The organism is Bradyrhizobium sp. UFLA06-24, from assembly GCF_054967145.1.
The window spans coordinates 59,659-74,820 of sequence record NZ_JADFUE010000020.1 but is presented as its reverse complement, the minus strand read 5'-3'; the positions used below and the strand labels follow the sequence as shown (position 1 = coordinate 74,820).

Genomic DNA, 15,162 nt, shown 5'->3' with positions numbered 1-15,162 from the left:
GTTTGTCTCCGGGTAGAAGTTTCGTGCGCGTCAGCGCGATCATGATGAGGTTGCAGGATGAACCCCGCTGTAGTTGCCGTCGCCATCACCGGCTCCGTGCCGCGCAAGAAGGACAATCCGGCGGTGCCGATCTCGCCGGCCGAACAGATCGAATCGACGCACCAGGCCTTCGAGGCCGGCGCCACACTCGCGCATATCCATGTGCGAAACGACGACGAGTCGCCTTCGTCCGACCCCGAGCGTTTCGCCCTGGTGCAGCAGGGGATCGTGAAGCATTGTCCTGGGATGATCGTGCAGTTCTCGACGGGGGGGCGCGGCCGTGATCCCTCGGCGCGCGGATCGTCGCTCTATCTGAAGCCCGACATGGCCTCGCTCTCCACCGGGTCGGTGAACTTTCCGACTATCGTCTACGAGAACAGCGCCGCTCTGGTCGAGACGCTCGCCACAGGCATGAAGGCAAATGGCATCCGTCCGGAGATCGAGATCTTCGATTTGTCGCATCTGCACGGCGCCCGCCGCCTGATCGAGGCGGGGCTGATCGATGCGCGTCCGCACGTGCAGTTCGTCATGGGCGTCAAGAACGCGATGCCTGCCGACGAGCATGTGCTCGACATCCTCTTGGCCGAGCTCAGGCGGTTGATCCCGAAGGCGACGTGGACCGCGGCCGGAATCGGCCCCTATCAAGCCGAGGTCATGGACTGGGCCCTGGCGCGCGGCGCCGATGCGGTTCGCACCGGGCTCGAGGACAATATCAGGATCGACAAGACGCGCCTTGCCGCGAGCAATGCCGAGCTCGTGACCATCGCCGCTGAAGCCGTCACGCGCCACGGCCGCCGCGTCGCTGCCGCGGCCGAAGCACGATCCCTGCTCGGGGTCGCCGGGTAGGGCGAACCGTCCTGCGCCTGACATCCGCCTGACATGCTCCTGGCTGCCTTCTGCCATTCGGCGCTCGGAGTTCCCGCCTGTTGAGTCCAAGGGTAAGACAGCGGCTCACAGGCGTGATCGGCGCCTGCCGGGCAGGCGACGGCTGGAATGCGGTTTTTGAAATCTGACAGCAGGCTCATCGGGGTCCTGCTGGTGCTTGCGATCACCCAACTGATTGGATGGGGTACGATCGGCCTTCCGGCCGTGATCGGCCGCGACCTCGGGGCCGATCTCGGCATGAGCCTGCCGGCGGTGTTCGCGGGCAGCTCGGTGCTCTACGTCACCATGGGCCTGTGCGCGCCCTGGCTTGCCAAGGCCTTTGCGCGGCACGGTGCGCGCAGGGTGATGATGGTGGGCACTGTCGTTTCTGCGCCGGGGTTTGTCGTCCTGTTTTTCGCACGCGAGCCGGTTCTCTATTTCGCCGGCTGGATGATTCTCGGCATGGGCGGCAGCGCCACCTTGTCGACCGGCGCCTATATCTTGCTGAACGAAGTGGTCGGACGCGGCGCCAAGAATGCCATTGGCGCCTTGATGCTGGTGACCGGCCTCTCCAGCAGCATCTTCTGGCCGACCACCTCGTTCCTCAGCGGCCTGCTCGGCTGGCGCGGCACCTGTCTGGTCTATGCGGCGATGATGCTCGCCATCAACCTTCCGCTCTATGGGTTGATAGCGCCGCGCCGGAAGATCGCGACGGACGATCATGTCGAGGCCGTCAAGGCTGCGCCGCCGCCTGCAATTCCGAGAAGCACCTTCGGTCTTGTCGTCTGCGTGATCACGATGAATGCTTTCGTGAATTTTGGCATCAGCGCCATCCTGATCGAGCTGTTGCGGGCGGAGGGCCTTGCGCCGGCGCAGGCGCTTGCATTCGGCTCGATGCTGGGCGTGATCCAGGTCAGCGCGCGCGGCCTCGACTTCCTCGGAGGCGGCCGGTGGGACGGCATCACCACAGGCCTCGTCGCCGGCGCGGCGCTTCCCATGGCCATGGTGCTGCTGATGCTGAGCGAGGGCGCGACCTGGGCGGTTGCGGCCTTCATCCTGCTCTATGGCGCCGGCAGCGGCGCGATGGCGGTGGCGCGGGCCACGATCCCGCTCGTGTTCTACGATCAGGCTGAATTCGCCAAGGCGATGTCGATGATCGCATTGCCGCTCAACCTGGCCTCGGCGATCTCGCCGCCGCTGCTCGCCGGCCTGCTCACCCAGTTCGGCAGCCGCGGCGCGCTTGGCCTCACCCTGGTGTTTTCTTGCGCGACGGTGCTGATCCTGGTCCTGCTCGGGCGGCGTCGGCCGGGAGCTGTCGCGGTGGGCGCGACGTAGGGTCATTCGCGGGGCGGAGATAGCAGCCTGGCGGCTGCTGAGATATGGCCGTATGCCCAGAGCGCAGGGCTCGGGATGCGAAAATAGTGTATCCGCAGGAAGCGCGGTCCGCGATCTCGCCGCCGCGCCAAGATCCAGTTCCCCGGAGGAAATCGATATGTCGGCCCTGCCGCTCTCAGGCATCAAGATCCTTGACCTCACGCGTGTGCTCGCGGGGCCCTTGTCGGCCCAAATGCTGGGCGATCTCGGCGCCGAGGTGATCAAGATCGAGCGGCCCGGCACCGGCGACGACGCCCGCGCCTTCGGCCCGCCTTATCTGACCGACCCCGAAGGCAAGGCGAACAACAATAATTCGTTCTATCTCTGCGCCAACCGCAACAAGAAGTCGGTCACGGTCAACATCGCCAAACCGGAGGGGCAGGCGATCATCCGCGAGCTCGCTAAGGACGTCGACGTCTTCATGGAGAACTACAAGGTCGGCGATCTCAAGCGCTACGGCCTCGACTACGAGACCATCAAGGCGATCAATCCCAAGATCATTTATTGCTCGGTGACCGGCTTCGGCCAGACCGGCCCTTACGCGCCGCGTGCCGGCTATGACGCGATCCTGCAGGCGATGGGCGGCCTGATGAGCGTCACCGGCCACATGGACGGCGAGCCGGGCGAGGGCCCGATGAAGGTCGGTCCCTCCATCGTGGACTACATGACCGGCATGAACACCTCAATCGGCATTCTGTCGGCGCTCTATCATCGCGACGCCAACGGCGGCGTAGGACAACACCTCGACGTCTGCCTGTTCGACACCGTCATCGCCTCGCTGTCGCACTGGCTGCAGATCTATCTCGTCAACGGCAAGACACCGCCGCGCCGCGGGACCTGGGGCAATGGCGGCATGCCGGCCGGCGTGTTCCGCTGCACCGACGGCGAGCTGATGCTGGTGGTCGGCAATGACGGCCAGTTCCAGCGCACCTGCGCCGTGCTCGGCGAGCCGGAGCTTGCGAGCGATCCACGTTTCATCAAGAACAACGACCGCGTCGTGCACGGCAAGGAGATCATGGCGATCTTCGCCGGCCTGTTTCTGAAGAAGCCGGTGGCCTACTGGCTGGAGAAGTTGGAGGAGGCCGGCGTGCCCTCAGGCCCGATCAACAATTTCGAGCAGGTTTTTTCCGACCCGCACGTCCAGTCGCGCGGCATGCGGGTGAAGGTGAACCATCCTTTCCAGCCCGATCTGTCGTTGATCCGCAACGCGCTGACCTTCTCGGAGACGCCGATCGAGACCTACCGCGCGCCGCCGCTGCTCGGCGAGCACACCCGGGAAGTGCTTGGCAGCAAGCTCGGCTATGACGCCGGGAAGATCGAGGAGCTGAAGCAGCAGGGGATCATCTAGCCCCCTTTGCTTCGCGCCTGCCGCCCGGCTCGCGTCGGTGAGCGGTCCAGTAGCGATGATGATTGGCGGAAGCATGACGACGGTGCGGCCTTGTGCGGGGCTTGCGCGCAATCCCCAAATAATCCCGGTCCGTAGTCGCACAGGCTTTCGCTTTGCTCGAGACTCTGATTCGATCCCTCCACTGAGTTCGGGAGGGAAATGGATGTCCTACACGATCGGGTTCCAGGCGAAAGACCAGAAGGCAATTCTGGCGACCGAGGCGGCAACGGCCAACCAGGCTGTCGCCATCATTGCCGCGCTGCGGCAAAGTGCCGAGGAGATAAAATTCATCCGCTCGCCGCAGGAAGGCGACATGGGCATCGAAATGCTGCTGCTGCTCGCCAAGGAAGAGGCCGAGGAGATGCCGCAGCGGGGCTGATCCCGCAGCCACGTTTCGAGCTCTAGCGAAGCATGCCGCCTGCGCCATCGGCTAGTCAGGCAGTTGTCTCGCTTGAACCCGAAGGTGGCCCATGAAACGCGAAGCGCTTCGCGTCGAGCCGATCTCGACCTATCTCGACCGCTGGAACGCGCCGGCCTCGCCCGTGACGCGCGCCGGCAACATGATCTTCGTCTCCGGCCTGCCGCCGTTCGACCCGAACACGGGCGAGATCGCGGCGGTTCCGATCGAACGGCAGAGCGAATTGGTCATGGAGCAGTTGAAGCTGTGCCTGCACACGGCCGGCGCCACGCTCGACAATGTCATGAAGTGCAACGTCTACTGCACCTCGGCCAAACACTTCCCCGTCTTCAACGTGATCTATGCGCGCTACTTCCCGGAGCAGCCGCCGGCGCGGATCTTCGTCTGCATCCCCGAATGGACCGGGCCCTTCGACATCGAGATCGACTGCATCGCGATGATGTAACGTGGCCGGCGGTCGCTGCACTTCGCCCCGCTCGCGGGGAGGGGGCGCACCTACCGCGCGGCGGCCTTTGCCGGCGCCTTGGCCCCGAACCTGCCTGCCGTCAGTGCCATGGTGGCGACGTTGACGACACGCGCGACCACGTCCTCGACGTCGTCGAGATCGCATTGGCCGTCCGACAGTTTCGTCAGCCGCTCGCTCTCGCGAATGGTGTGGTGCGCCATGGCGAGCGCAAAATTCAGGCCCCAATAAATATCGACGTCGCTGCGGTCGGGCAGGGCCCTTCGCATCGCGCCCGCGAATTTCCGCAAATGGTCGATCTCGCGGTTCTTGATGCGGCGGATCGGCGGCACGGATTCGATCGAGGCGCGGATCATGAAGCGCGCCGCGGTCGACCGCTGATTTTCCGGCCCGAGACAACCGCGCAGGGTCGGCCCCACCAGCGCGCGCAGGATCACCTCGATCGGCGCGCGGCCGCCGCCTTGCTCTTCCGCCGCCTTCAACTCGCGCAAACGCTCGCGGTTGGTCGCAATCGAGCGGGTGACAAATAATTCCGCGATCAGCTCGTCCTTTGAGCCGAAATGATAGTTCACCGCGGCCAGATTGACATTCGCCTCGGCGACGATGTCGCGCAGCGTGACGTCGCCGAAGCCGCGATCGGCATAGAGCCGTTCGGCGGCGGCGAGAATGGCAGACCTCGTATGATCGCTGGCCATGGATGTCTTCAGGGAGGGAGTTGCAATTCAAACAGTTGTATGAAACTATCGTTTGAAGGCCGGAGAATGTCAATCTGCAATCGCAACTGGTTCGCAATGCGAGCCGGTTCCGAGGGTTCGCAAGACGCACATGTTTGCGCTTGCGGGCCGTGCAAGGCGGGAGGACAGTCCGGCGCAAAACGAGATCGCAAAGAGAGAGACGAGGAGCGTCCCATGGACTTCGATATGTCGCCCAAGCAGAAGGAATGGCTCGACCGCGTGCGGTCGTTCATGGCCAAGCACGTGCGTCCGGCGGTGCCTGTCTATAACGAGCAGGATCAGAGCGGCGGCCGCTGGAAGGTGATCCCCATCCTCGAAGACCTCAAGAAGAAGGCGAAGGCGGAAGGCCTCTGGAACATGTTCATGCCGCCGAGCGAGCATGAGGACGACGAATTCCGCGGCGCGGGACTGACCAATCTCGAATACGCCCTGCTGTCGGAAGAGATGGGCCGCATCACCTGGGCCTCCGAAGTGTTCAACTGCTCCGCGCCGGACACCGGCAACATGGAAGTGTTCATCCGCTACGGCACCAAGGAACAGAAGCGCAAATGGCTGCGCCCGCTGATGGACGGCGAGATCCGCTCCGCCTTCCTGATGACGGAACCGGCGGTGGCCTCATCCGACGCCACCAACATCGAGACGCGGATCGAGAAGGACGGCGATCACTACGTCATCAACGGCCGCAAATGGTGGTCGTCGGGCGTCGGCGATCCCCGCTGCAAGATCGCGATCCTGATGGGCAAGACCGATTTCAATGCGGCCAAGCACCAGCAGCAGTCGCAGATCCTGGTTCCGCTCGACACCCCCGGCATCAAGGTCGAGAAGATGCTCCCTGTGTTCGGCTTCGACGACGCGCCGCACGGTCATGCCCAGGTGCTGCTCGAGAACGTCCGCGTCCCGAAGGAGAACATCCTGCTCGGCGAAGGCCGCGGCTTCGAGATCGCGCAGGGCCGCCTGGGACCTGGCCGCATCCATCACTGCATGCGTACCATCGGCAAGGCCGAGGAAGCGCTGGAGAAGATGGTGAAGCGGCTCACCTCGCGCACCGCCTTCGGCAAGAAGATCGTCGAGCATTCGGTGTGGGAGCAGCGCATCGGCGAGGCCCGCACCAACATCGAGATGACGCGGCTGCTCTGCCTCAAGGCCGCCGACATGATGGACAAGGTCGGCAACAAGACCGCGCAGGCCGAGATCGCCATGATCAAGGTCGCAGCCCCCAACATGGCGCTGAAGATCATCGACGAGGCGATCCAGGCCTTTGGCGGCGCGGGCGTCTCTGACGATGCCGGTCTTGCCAAGGACTACGCCCACATCCGTACGCTGCGTCTCGCCGACGGTCCGGACGAGGTGCACAATCGCGCCATTGCAAGGCTCGAAGTTCGGAAGTATGCCAACTCTCCCAAGCACTAAGCGAGAGAGCCGGGCTGATCGCCCGCTCTGAAGAAACGAGAAGAACATGATCCGCGCTCGGTGACCGCTTGACGCAAGTGCGTCGGCGGTTACCGAATAGGATCAGGTTCGGACTGAAGAGGGAGCGTCACCGTGGCTGACGGCGTCAGGAAAGACGAAGAGTTCTCGGGCACCAAGCCGGTCGAGGAGCGTCATCGCTTCGACGAACTGAGGCTCGAAGCGTGGATGCGCGAGCACGTCGAAGGCTTCGAGGGCCCGCTGGTCGTGCTCCAGTTCAAGGGCGGTCAGTCCAATCCAACCTACCGGCTCAACACGCCGAAGCGCTCCTATGTGATGCGCCGCAAGCCGTTCGGCAAATTGCTGCCGTCCGCGCACGCGGTCGATCGCGAATACCGCGTCATCGCAGCGCTTGGAAAGCAGGGTTTTCCGGTCGCGCACGCTTATGCGCTGTGCCAGGACGACAGCATCATCGGCGCGGCCTTCTACATCATGTCGATGGAGGAGGGCCGCGTGTTCTGGGATCCGACGCTGCCGAGCCAGGACAACGATTCCCGCCGAAAGATATTCACCAGCAAGATCGAGACGCTGGCGAAACTCCACATGTACGATCCAGTCGCGATCGGCCTTGGCGATTTCGGCAAGCCTGGCAATTATTTCGCGCGCCAGATCGACCGCTGGACCAAGCAGTATCGCGCGTCCGAAACGCAGCATATTCCCGAGTTCGAGAAGGTCGCCGAATGGCTGCCCAGGACCGTGCCGGAGCAGGCGCGCGTCTCCATCGTCCATGGCGACTATCGCCTCGACAACATGATTTTCCACGCCACGGAACCGCGCGTGCAGGCTGTGCTGGACTGGGAGCTGTCGACGCTCGGCGATCCCATGGCCGACTTCACCTATCTGTTGATGCAATGGATCATGCCGGGCCTCGAGGGCGCCGACCTCAAGGCGCTCAACATCCCGAGCCTGGAGGAGGCCGCGCAGATCTATTGCAATGTCACCAAGATGACGGTGCCTGATCTCAACTGGTATTTTGCCTACAATCTGTTTCGTCTTGCCGGCATCACCCAGGGAATCGCCGGCCGCGTTCGCGACGGCACCGCTGCGAACGCCAAGGCGCTCGAGTCCGCCAAGCGCACCGTGCCGCTGTCAAAGGCGTCCTGGGAATACGCGCAGAAGGCAGGTGCGGTGTAGGAGGAGAGGTGGGCGTGGCTGGTAGCCGCGCCTTTTGTCTGGTGCGTCGCTGTCCCAGCACACTCCGTCATTGCGAGCGTAGCGAAGCAATCCAGAATCTCGCCGCGGCGGCAGCCTGGATTGCTTCGTCGCAAGAGCTCCTCGCAATGACGAGGAGGCCACTCGCGCGCGCTCTCATCGGCGGCTCTCGCAGGAAGGGCCAAAGCGCGCAGGACGGTGCCCACCATCTTTCCGCTTCCGGTTTGACAACGCACCATTCGACCCCATCTCCCCCTCAAGGAGACGGTCATGATCCAGCAACTGCGCATCTACGAGATTTTCGAAAAGAACAAGACTGCCTTTCACGCCCGCTTCCGCGACCATGCCGCGCGTATCATGCGAACCAAATATGGTTTCAAGATCGTCGCGATGTGGGAGACGAAGTTCGGCGATCGTACCGAGTTTGCCTACCTGCTGGAGTGGCCGGACGAGGGGACGAAGACGTCGGCATGGGCTGCCTTCATGGCCGATGCTGAGTGGACCGAGATCAAGCGTGTGACCCATGCGGAGCACGGCCTTATGGTCGGCCAGATCGAGGACCGTCTGCTTGTGCCGGTGGATTATTCACCGTCGTCCAGCCTGTTACGTTGATCTCCGCTCGGGACCGCGCCCATGATCGATCACACGACTCTCATCACTTACATCCTTATCGTGCTCGGTTTCGTTTTCATTCCGGGCCCCGCAACGCTGCTCACGATGGCGCGGGCGGCAAGTTCGGGGACGCGCGTCGGCATCGCGACAGGCGCGGGGATTGCGGCCGGTGATTTGATCCACACCTCGATGGCGATTGCTGGCCTGTCGGCGATCATCGCGACCTCGGCGCTGCTCTTCAGCATCGTCAAATATGCCGGCGCTGCGTTCCTGATCTACCTCGGGATCCGCGCCATGCTCGACAGGGCGCCGATCGAGTTGAATGGCGCGCCCGCGATCGGCGCAGGCCGCGCCTTCCGGCAGGCTGTGCTGACCGAGGTGCTCAATCCCAAGACCGCGCTGTTCTTCCTCGCGTTCCTGCCGCAGTTCGTCCGGCCGGAGCACGGCTCGACCGCACTTCAGCTCGCCACTCTCGGTGCCGTCTTCGTGCTGCTCGGCCTTCTGAGTACGATCGTGTTCGCTGTCGGCGCCGGCCGCCTCGGCAATCTGTTGCGCCGCCATCCCGCTGTGGTGAAATGGCAGGGCAAGGTGGTCGGGACAATCTACTGTTCCGTCGGGGCGCGGCTCGCGTTGCAGGAGCGATGAAGCGAGCAGTTCGTGCGACGGAGCGCGGACTTCTAGGGTGGGCAAAGGCGCGTAGCGCCGTGCCCACCATCTGTCGATGATTGTCGCGAAACGGTGGGCACGCTTCCGCTTTGCCCACCCTACGGCACCTACGATGCCGCCTTCGCGCAATGCGCGATCAGCTTCTCCACGAAGCCTGCGCACTTTTCCAGCTCGGCCATTGCGATGAACTCGTCAGGCGTATGCGCCTGCGCGATTGCGCCGGGCCCGATCACCACTGAGGGGATCTCGGCCATGCTGGCAAACAGGCTCGCTTCGGTGCCGAAGGCGACCTTGGCGTGGTCGTTGCGGCCCGCAAGGCTCTTGGCCAGCGTGACGATGGCGGCATCGGCGGCGATATCGAGCGCGGGATAGTCGAGGATCTCCTCGAAATCGATGCCACACTCAGGGTTCCGGGCTTTCATCGCGGGCTCCAGCTCGGCCTTGGCCCAGGCGACGATCGCATCCGTCACTTCCCTGGACTCGGTGATGCCGATGCCGCGGCATTCGAAATCCACGGTACAGGTGTCGGGCACGATGTTCAGCGCCGCGCCGCCATGGACGATGCTGGTCAGCAACGTCGAGTGCGGCACGTCGTAGAGACTGTTGCGCTCGGCTTCGCTGGCGAGCTTCACGGCGCGACGGCGGATTTCGGTGATCATTTCGGCGGCGTATTCGATGGCGTTGACCCCGTCGGGCGCAATCGAGGAGTGGCGGGCGAGGCCGCGGAACGTCGCGCGCACGCCGTGCTTGCCCTTGTGGCCGATGATGACCTTCATCTCGGTCGGCTCGCCGATGAACGCGCCGAGCGGCCGCACCTTCTTCTTCGCGACCTCGCCAAGCATCGGGCGGACGCCGACGCAACCGATCTCCTCGTCATAGGAGATCGCAAGATGGATCGGCGTATTCAGCTTCGCTTCGAGCATCTCCGGCACCATCGCAAGGCACACCGCGACGAAGCCCTTCATGTCGGTGGTGCCGCGGCCGTAGAGCTTGCCGTCACGCTCGACCAGCTTGAAGGGATCGTGGCTCCAGTCCTGGCCCACGACCGGCACCACGTCGGTGTGGCCGGACAGCACGAAACCGGGTTTGTCCTCCGGCCCGATCGTGACCCAGAGCGAAGCCTTCTGACCGGTCTCATCGACGAAACGCTCGCTTTTGACGCCCAGAGAGGCGAGATAACTCTCGATATGGGCGATCAGGGGCAGGTTGGTGCGGTCGCTGATCGTGTCGAAAGCGACGAGGTTCGCGAGGATTTGTCGAATACGATCGGGTCTTGAGCTTGGCATTGTCACGGTCTTGTCAGGGGATTGCGAAAGCTGAGATTGCTTGCATGAACCATACCAAGGCGACGGCTGGTCAGGCAAATCAACACGGGCCCGCAGCCCGGATGGAGCGCAGCGAAATCCGGGACCGCCGTGTCCGCGCGGACAGATTCCCGGATTGCGCTACGCTCCATCCGGGCTACGAGATCTTGCGTTGCTTGACGGGCAAAACACGCCAGCAAAGCTCGGGCGAGATGAGCCGCGATAATGCGAAGGTGTGTCTGCGATGAAGATGCCAGTTGAATGAGCGGCGCCGCTACTGCGTACTCCGTCGTTGCGAGCGCAGGGAAGCAATCCATGTGGCTTTCTTGGTCCCGGCTCTGCGCAGCAGCGTAAAAACGCTGCAGCGCGTCCGGGACACGAGACTGCCTCAGACCGGTTTGCCCGTATACGGCATCGACGCCGTGAGACCGCCATCCACCGGGAAGGCCTGGCCATTCACATAAGATGCCTCGTCGCTCGCCAGGAACAATCCCATCGCGGCGAGTTCGTGCGGTTGGCCGGGGCGCTTGAGCGGATTGAGCTGGCCGATCTTGTCCTGGGTGCCGCGCTCCTTGGCGCGATCGAAAATCGGCTTGGTCATGCCTGTTTCGATCAGACCGGGACAGACCGCGTTGATGCGCACGCCGGTGCCGGTGAGCGAATAGGCGGTGGTCTGCACCAGCGAGATCACGCCGGCCTTGCTCGCGGCATAGGGATGTCCGCTGGCGCCGGCCTTGAGGCCCGCGACCGACGCTGTCAGGACGATCGCGCCGGACTGCTGCTTCACCATGTGCGGCATCGCGTGCTTCACCGCAAGGAATGGTCCGATCAGATTGACACGCAGCACTTCCTGCCAGTGTTCCACGGTCTGCTCGCCGAGTGGAACGAGGCCGCCGGAGATGCCGGCATTGGCCCAGATCACGTCGAGCCGTCCGTGCGTCTTCACCGCCTTGTCGATCATCGCCATGACGTCCTTCTCGGAGCCGGCGTCGGCGATCATCGCCTCGGCAATGCCGCCGGCCTTCTTCACCTCGTCGACGGTCTCGTTCACCGCCTCGGTGCGATCGACCGCGATCAGCTTGGCGCCTTCCCGGGTGAACAAGAGCGCTGCCGCGCGGCCGATGCCGCTGCCGGCGCCGGTGATGATGACGGATTTGCCTTGCAGGCGGCCCATGCGTTTCTCCCTTTGGTACGCGCGCGACGCTTGCCGCGCGACGGAATTTCAAACAGAATTTCAAACGGCAAAGTGTCTTGAGACACGTTCACACCTGACGTACAGCGACATCACACGGGATGGAAGAGCTTCATGGCAACCGCAGACAAGCCGAACGTGATCACGACACGCTGGTGGTGGGTTCGTCATGCGCCGGTGCGCAATGACGGCGGCAACATCTACGGGCAAAGCGATATCGCCTGCGACACCAGCGACACCTATGTGTTCAACGCCGTTGCGAAGGTGTTGCCGCGCAAGGCGGTCTGGTATTCGAGCAATCTGATGCGCACGCACCAGACCGCGGAAGCGATCTGGGAAGCGGGCTATCCACGGCCCGCATCGATGAAGCGGGAAGCGGACCTCGCCGAACAGAATCTCGGCCGTTGGCAGGGCATGAACCGCGCCGAGTTCATCGCCAGCCGCCCGGTGGGCGCGAGCTGGTTTGCTGATATCAACGAGCCCGCGCCCGGTGGCGAGAGTTTCATGGACCTCTATGTCCGCACGCGCCGCACCGTCGAGCGGATCAACAATGAGGCGGCCGGGCAGGACATCATCGCCGTGGCGCATGGTGGCACCATCAAGGCGGCGATCGGCCTCGCCCTCGACGGCCAGCTGGAGCGGGCGTTGTCGTTCGACATCGACAATGTGTCGATCACGCGGCTCGATCATTTTGCGAGTCCCGAGCGTACGGTGTGGCGGTTGCCGATGGTGAACCAGCAGCCATGGATCGCCGACGATGCGCATGCGGCGATGCACCAGCCGGCGGGACCGGAAGTGAAGAAGCTCGCGTGAGCGAGCTGACATCCAATACGAACATCAATCTGGGAGAGAAACATGACCTTGTTCGACATGAAGGGCAAAGTTGCCGTCATCACGGGATCGACGCGCGGCATCGGGCTTGCGATCGCCGAGCGCATGGCCGAGCACGGCGCCAAGGTCGTGATCTCCTCGCGCAAGGCCGACGTCTGCGAGCAGGTGGCGCAGGGCATCAACGAGAAGTTCGGCAAGGGCACCGCGGTCGCGATTGCCGCCAACATTTCCTCGAAGGAGAATCTGCAGAACCTCGTCGACGAGAGCAACCGCGCCTTCGGCAAGATCGACGTGCTGGTCTGCAATGCCGCGTCGAATCCGTATTACGGTCCGCTCGCCGGCATCTCCGACGATCAGTTCAGGAAGATCCTCGACAACAACATCGTCGCCAACAACTGGCTGATCTCGATGGTGGTGCCGCAGATGATCGAGCGCAAGGACGGCTCGGTCATCATCGTCTCCTCGATCGGCGGCCTGAAGGGCTCGACCATCCTCGGTGCCTACGCGATCTCGAAGGCCGCCGACATGCAGCTCGCACGCAATCTCGCCTGCGAATACGGCAAGCACAATATCCGCGTGAACTGCATCGCGCCCGGCCTGATCAAGACCGACTTCGCCAAGGCGCTGTGGGACAATCCCGAGAACCTGAAGGCCTCGACCGCGCGCTCGCCGCTGCTCCGCATCGGCATCCCCGACGAGATCGCGGGCGCGGCGGTGTTCCTGGGCTCGAAGGCCGGCGACTTCATGACCGGCCAGACCATGGTGATCGACGGCGGCGCAACGATCAGTTGAGACTCTTGTGTCCCGGACGCGGTGCGGCACGCAACTGACGGTGCGCTCCCTCTCCCGCTTGCGGGGGAGGGTTGGGGAGGGGGTCTCTCCACAGCGAGAACCCCCAAGAGGAAGAGCCCCCACCCGGCACTTCGTGCTGACCTCCCCCGCAAGCGGGAGAGGTTGCACCGAGTTTGCCGCTCCATCCTTCAATTCAGGAGGCGCCGCCTCACTCCACCGCCGCGTAAACCAGATCCCGCACCAGGGTCCGCGTGTAGTCACGTTGTCCCGGGCCCTGGCTCATGAACACCGCGAACAGATCTTCCTTCGGATCGATCCAGAAGAACGTGCCGGCAATGCCGCTCCAGAAGTAATTGCCGACGCTGCCGGGGAAGGGCGCGATGCCGGCCTCGCGGCGGACGGCGAAGCCGAGGCCGAAACCGTGGCCGGGCGACAGCAGGGTGCCGTTGGTCACGACGTGAGGTCCGAGATGATCGGACGCCATCAGCTCCAGCGTCTTGCGGCCGATGATCCTGACGCCCTCGAGCGTGCCGCCGTTGCGCAGCATCAGACAGAAGCGGGCGTAGTCCATCGTGGTCGAGACCAGACCGCCGCCGCCTGACTCCATCACCGGCTGCTCGAGCATGTTGAACAGCGCGACCTTGTCGCCGGTCCAGGGATCGGCGGCGAACGGTTCGGCGAGCCTGCCAGCATTGGCCGCGCTGGTCGAGAACGCGGTCTCGGTCATCTGAAGCGGGGCGAGCACGCGCTCGGTCAGGAAGGCGCCGAGCGACTTGCCGCTGACGACCTCGATGATGCGGCCGAGGATGTCTGTGGAGCGGCTGTAGTTGAACTCGTCGCCGGGATGGCAGACCAGCGGAAAGCTCGCCACCAGCGCGGCATGCTCCGCATTGGTGATCTTGCGGCTGCGGACGCGCGACTCCTGGTAGAGCTTGTGCACGGGGCCGTCGCCCTGGTGCTCATAGGTGAGCCCCGAGGTGTGGCGGAGCAGGTCCTGCACCGTCATCGGCCGCTTGGGTGCAACCAGTTCCAGCTTGCCGCCGCTGACCACGCCGACCTTCTGATTGGCGAACTCCGGGATGAATTTGGCCACGGGATCGCCGAGAAGCAGGTGGCCGTCCTCGACCAGCGCCATGATGCCGACCGAGACGATCGGCTTGGTCATCGAGAAGATCCGGAAGATCGAATCAAGCGCCATCGGCGCCGACCCCGCCGGGCTCTGCTTGCCGAGCGCCTCGAACCAGCCGACCTGGCCGCGTCGAGCCACCAGCATGGTCACGCCGGGCACGGTTCCCTTATCGATCTCGCGCCTGAAGGCGTCCGACATCGCCTGGAGGCGGGGGCGCGACAGGCCCAGCGTTTCCGGCTTCGCCTCGGGCAGAGGCGGGGTTTTCGGCGCGGTCGAGACGTGAGGGGCGGCTGTAGCGGTCATATGTTTCACTCCCGGGGGGCACATTATTGTCGGAGTTAGACTGTGACCCAGAAGCCGCGGCACTCACAAGCGAAGCCAGCGCGCCTCACCCTTGCAATCCGGCCTTGCAATCCGGCCGTCCCCTGTGCTTGAAAGCGCGCCTGATCCTGGAGCGGCGACGCGAGGGTCCGTAGGAGTGTAGCTCAATTGGTAGAGCACCGGTCTCCAAAACCGGGGGTCGCAGGTTCGAGCCCTGCCACTCCTGCCAGCGCATCTGCTGGCTAACCCCTTGATCCCGAACTAGTCCGATCTGTCTGCCGAGGACACAGGGCCGACTGACCATACCCGGTGATCCTTGACCTTTGGCCCCATCCGCAGTAGATAGCCGGCACTCGCAGCCGGCCCGTTAGACGCGGATATCCGGCGCGGCTTTGAAATCTCCCGAACATCAGAGCC

Annotated in this window: 15 protein-coding genes and 1 tRNA gene; 12 read left to right on the top strand and 4 right to left on the bottom strand. The window is 63.9% G+C overall.

All coding sequences use genetic code 11. The features are described 5' to 3' along the window. Window positions 1-57 precede the first annotated feature (57 nt). From IF809_RS18115 to IF809_RS18095, 5 genes are all read left to right on the top strand, one after another. Window positions 58-885: a 3-oxoadipate:acetyl-CoA acetyltransferase gene (locus IF809_RS18115; protein ID WP_462838113.1), complete on the top strand. Its 828-nt coding sequence runs from the start codon at window positions 58-60 to the stop codon at window positions 883-885. A 147-nt stretch (window positions 886-1,032) separates the two neighbouring features. Then, the gene (locus IF809_RS18110) at window positions 1,033-2,238 is read left to right on the top strand and encodes an MFS transporter (protein ID WP_453983369.1); all 1,206 of its coding nucleotides are present in this window, start codon (window positions 1,033-1,035) and stop codon (window positions 2,236-2,238) included. 157 nt (window positions 2,239-2,395) lie between these two features. After that, entirely contained in the window at window positions 2,396-3,625 is a 1,230-nt protein-coding gene (locus IF809_RS18105) for a CaiB/BaiF CoA transferase family protein (RefSeq protein WP_128966854.1), read from the top strand. A 202-nt stretch (window positions 3,626-3,827) separates the two neighbouring features. Beyond that, window positions 3,828-4,043: a hypothetical protein gene (locus IF809_RS18100; RefSeq protein WP_128966853.1), complete on the top strand. Its 216-nt coding sequence runs from the start codon at window positions 3,828-3,830 to the stop codon at window positions 4,041-4,043. A 91-nt stretch (window positions 4,044-4,134) separates the two neighbouring features. Beyond that, window positions 4,135-4,527 (top strand): RidA family protein, encoded by a 393-nt coding sequence (locus IF809_RS18095; RefSeq protein ID WP_128966852.1) that lies wholly within the window; start codon window positions 4,135-4,137, stop codon window positions 4,525-4,527. A 50-nt stretch (window positions 4,528-4,577) separates the two neighbouring features. On the opposite strand, the gene IF809_RS18090 is transcribed toward IF809_RS18095, so the two are convergent. After that, complete coding sequence (locus tag IF809_RS18090) at window positions 4,578-5,240, bottom strand: TetR/AcrR family transcriptional regulator (protein ID WP_128966851.1); 663 nt, start codon at window positions 5,238-5,240, stop codon at window positions 4,578-4,580. Between the two features lie 213 nt (window positions 5,241-5,453). Here IF809_RS18090 and IF809_RS18085 point away from each other — a divergent pair, with 213 nt between their 5' ends. From IF809_RS18085 to IF809_RS18070, 4 genes are all read left to right on the top strand, one after another. After that, window positions 5,454-6,689, top strand: coding sequence for an acyl-CoA dehydrogenase family protein (locus IF809_RS18085; RefSeq protein WP_128966850.1), 1,236 nt, complete (start codon window positions 5,454-5,456; stop codon window positions 6,687-6,689). 132 nt (window positions 6,690-6,821) lie between these two features. After that, on the top strand, window positions 6,822-7,880 hold the full coding sequence (locus tag IF809_RS18080; protein ID WP_128966849.1) for a phosphotransferase family protein: 1,059 nt from the start codon (window positions 6,822-6,824) through the stop codon (window positions 7,878-7,880). 288 nt (window positions 7,881-8,168) lie between these two features. Further along, window positions 8,169-8,510, top strand: a complete 342-nt coding sequence (locus tag IF809_RS18075) for an NIPSNAP family protein (RefSeq protein WP_453983371.1) — start codon at window positions 8,169-8,171, stop codon at window positions 8,508-8,510. A gap of 21 nt (window positions 8,511-8,531) precedes the next feature. Further along, window positions 8,532-9,155: a LysE family translocator gene (locus IF809_RS18070; protein ID WP_453983372.1), complete on the top strand. Its 624-nt coding sequence runs from the start codon at window positions 8,532-8,534 to the stop codon at window positions 9,153-9,155. Between the two features lie 128 nt (window positions 9,156-9,283). Here the strand turns inward: IF809_RS18070 and argE are convergent, their stop codons facing one another. Together argE and IF809_RS18060 are read right to left on the bottom strand one after the other, a co-directional pair. After that, window positions 9,284-10,462 carry an acetylornithine deacetylase gene (gene argE, locus IF809_RS18065; protein WP_453983373.1) on the bottom strand — a complete coding sequence of 393 codons (1,179 nt, stop codon included), beginning with the start codon at window positions 10,460-10,462 and terminating at the stop codon, window positions 9,284-9,286. Between the two features lie 406 nt (window positions 10,463-10,868). Beyond that, window positions 10,869-11,654, bottom strand: a complete 786-nt coding sequence (locus IF809_RS18060; protein ID WP_128966845.1) for an SDR family NAD(P)-dependent oxidoreductase — start codon at window positions 11,652-11,654, stop codon at window positions 10,869-10,871. 132 nt (window positions 11,655-11,786) lie between these two features. Between IF809_RS18060 and IF809_RS18055 the strand changes: the two genes are divergently transcribed. Together IF809_RS18055 and IF809_RS18050 are read left to right on the top strand one after the other, a co-directional pair. After that, entirely contained in the window at window positions 11,787-12,485 is a 699-nt protein-coding gene (locus IF809_RS18055) for a histidine phosphatase family protein (protein WP_128966844.1), read from the top strand. A gap of 42 nt (window positions 12,486-12,527) precedes the next feature. After that, window positions 12,528-13,295, top strand: coding sequence for an SDR family NAD(P)-dependent oxidoreductase (locus tag IF809_RS18050; protein ID WP_453983374.1), 768 nt, complete (start codon window positions 12,528-12,530; stop codon window positions 13,293-13,295). A 208-nt stretch (window positions 13,296-13,503) separates the two neighbouring features. On the opposite strand, the gene IF809_RS18045 is transcribed toward IF809_RS18050, so the two are convergent. Continuing rightward, a complete protein-coding gene (locus tag IF809_RS18045) occupies window positions 13,504-14,727 on the bottom strand; it encodes a serine hydrolase domain-containing protein (RefSeq protein WP_453997179.1) in 1,224 nt (407 codons plus the stop codon). A gap of 171 nt (window positions 14,728-14,898) precedes the next feature. Between IF809_RS18045 and IF809_RS18040 the strand changes: the two genes are divergently transcribed. Beyond that, a tRNA-Trp gene (locus IF809_RS18040) sits at window positions 14,899-14,974 on the top strand. The last annotated feature ends 188 nt before the right edge of the window (window positions 14,975-15,162 follow it).

What these genes read in the sequence shown, in the direction of transcription:
- IF809_RS18115 (WP_462838113.1), top strand. Translation starts at nt 58, where the DNA reads ATGAACCCCGCTGTAGTTGCCGTCGCCATCACCGGCTCCGTGCCGCGC.
- IF809_RS18110 (WP_453983369.1), top strand. Translation starts at nt 1,033, where the DNA reads ATGCGGTTTTTGAAATCTGACAGCAGGCTCATCGGGGTCCTGCTGGTG.
- IF809_RS18105 (WP_128966854.1), top strand. Translation starts at nt 2,396, where the DNA reads ATGTCGGCCCTGCCGCTCTCAGGCATCAAGATCCTTGACCTCACGCGT.
- IF809_RS18100 (WP_128966853.1), top strand. Translation starts at nt 3,828, where the DNA reads ATGTCCTACACGATCGGGTTCCAGGCGAAAGACCAGAAGGCAATTCTG.
- IF809_RS18095 (WP_128966852.1), top strand. Translation starts at nt 4,135, where the DNA reads ATGAAACGCGAAGCGCTTCGCGTCGAGCCGATCTCGACCTATCTCGAC.
- IF809_RS18090 (WP_128966851.1), bottom strand. Translation starts at nt 5,240, where the DNA reads ATGGCCAGCGATCATACGAGGTCTGCCATTCTCGCCGCCGCCGAACGG.
- IF809_RS18085 (WP_128966850.1), top strand. Translation starts at nt 5,454, where the DNA reads ATGGACTTCGATATGTCGCCCAAGCAGAAGGAATGGCTCGACCGCGTG.
- IF809_RS18075 (WP_453983371.1), top strand. Translation starts at nt 8,169, where the DNA reads ATGATCCAGCAACTGCGCATCTACGAGATTTTCGAAAAGAACAAGACT.
- IF809_RS18070 (WP_453983372.1), top strand. Translation starts at nt 8,532, where the DNA reads ATGATCGATCACACGACTCTCATCACTTACATCCTTATCGTGCTCGGT.
- argE (WP_453983373.1), bottom strand. Translation starts at nt 10,462, where the DNA reads ATGCCAAGCTCAAGACCCGATCGTATTCGACAAATCCTCGCGAACCTC.
- IF809_RS18060 (WP_128966845.1), bottom strand. Translation starts at nt 11,654, where the DNA reads ATGGGCCGCCTGCAAGGCAAATCCGTCATCATCACCGGCGCCGGCAGC.
- IF809_RS18055 (WP_128966844.1), top strand. Translation starts at nt 11,787, where the DNA reads ATGGCAACCGCAGACAAGCCGAACGTGATCACGACACGCTGGTGGTGG.
- IF809_RS18050 (WP_453983374.1), top strand. Translation starts at nt 12,528, where the DNA reads ATGACCTTGTTCGACATGAAGGGCAAAGTTGCCGTCATCACGGGATCG.
- IF809_RS18045 (WP_453997179.1), bottom strand. Translation starts at nt 14,727, where the DNA reads ATGACCGCTACAGCCGCCCCTCACGTCTCGACCGCGCCGAAAACCCCG.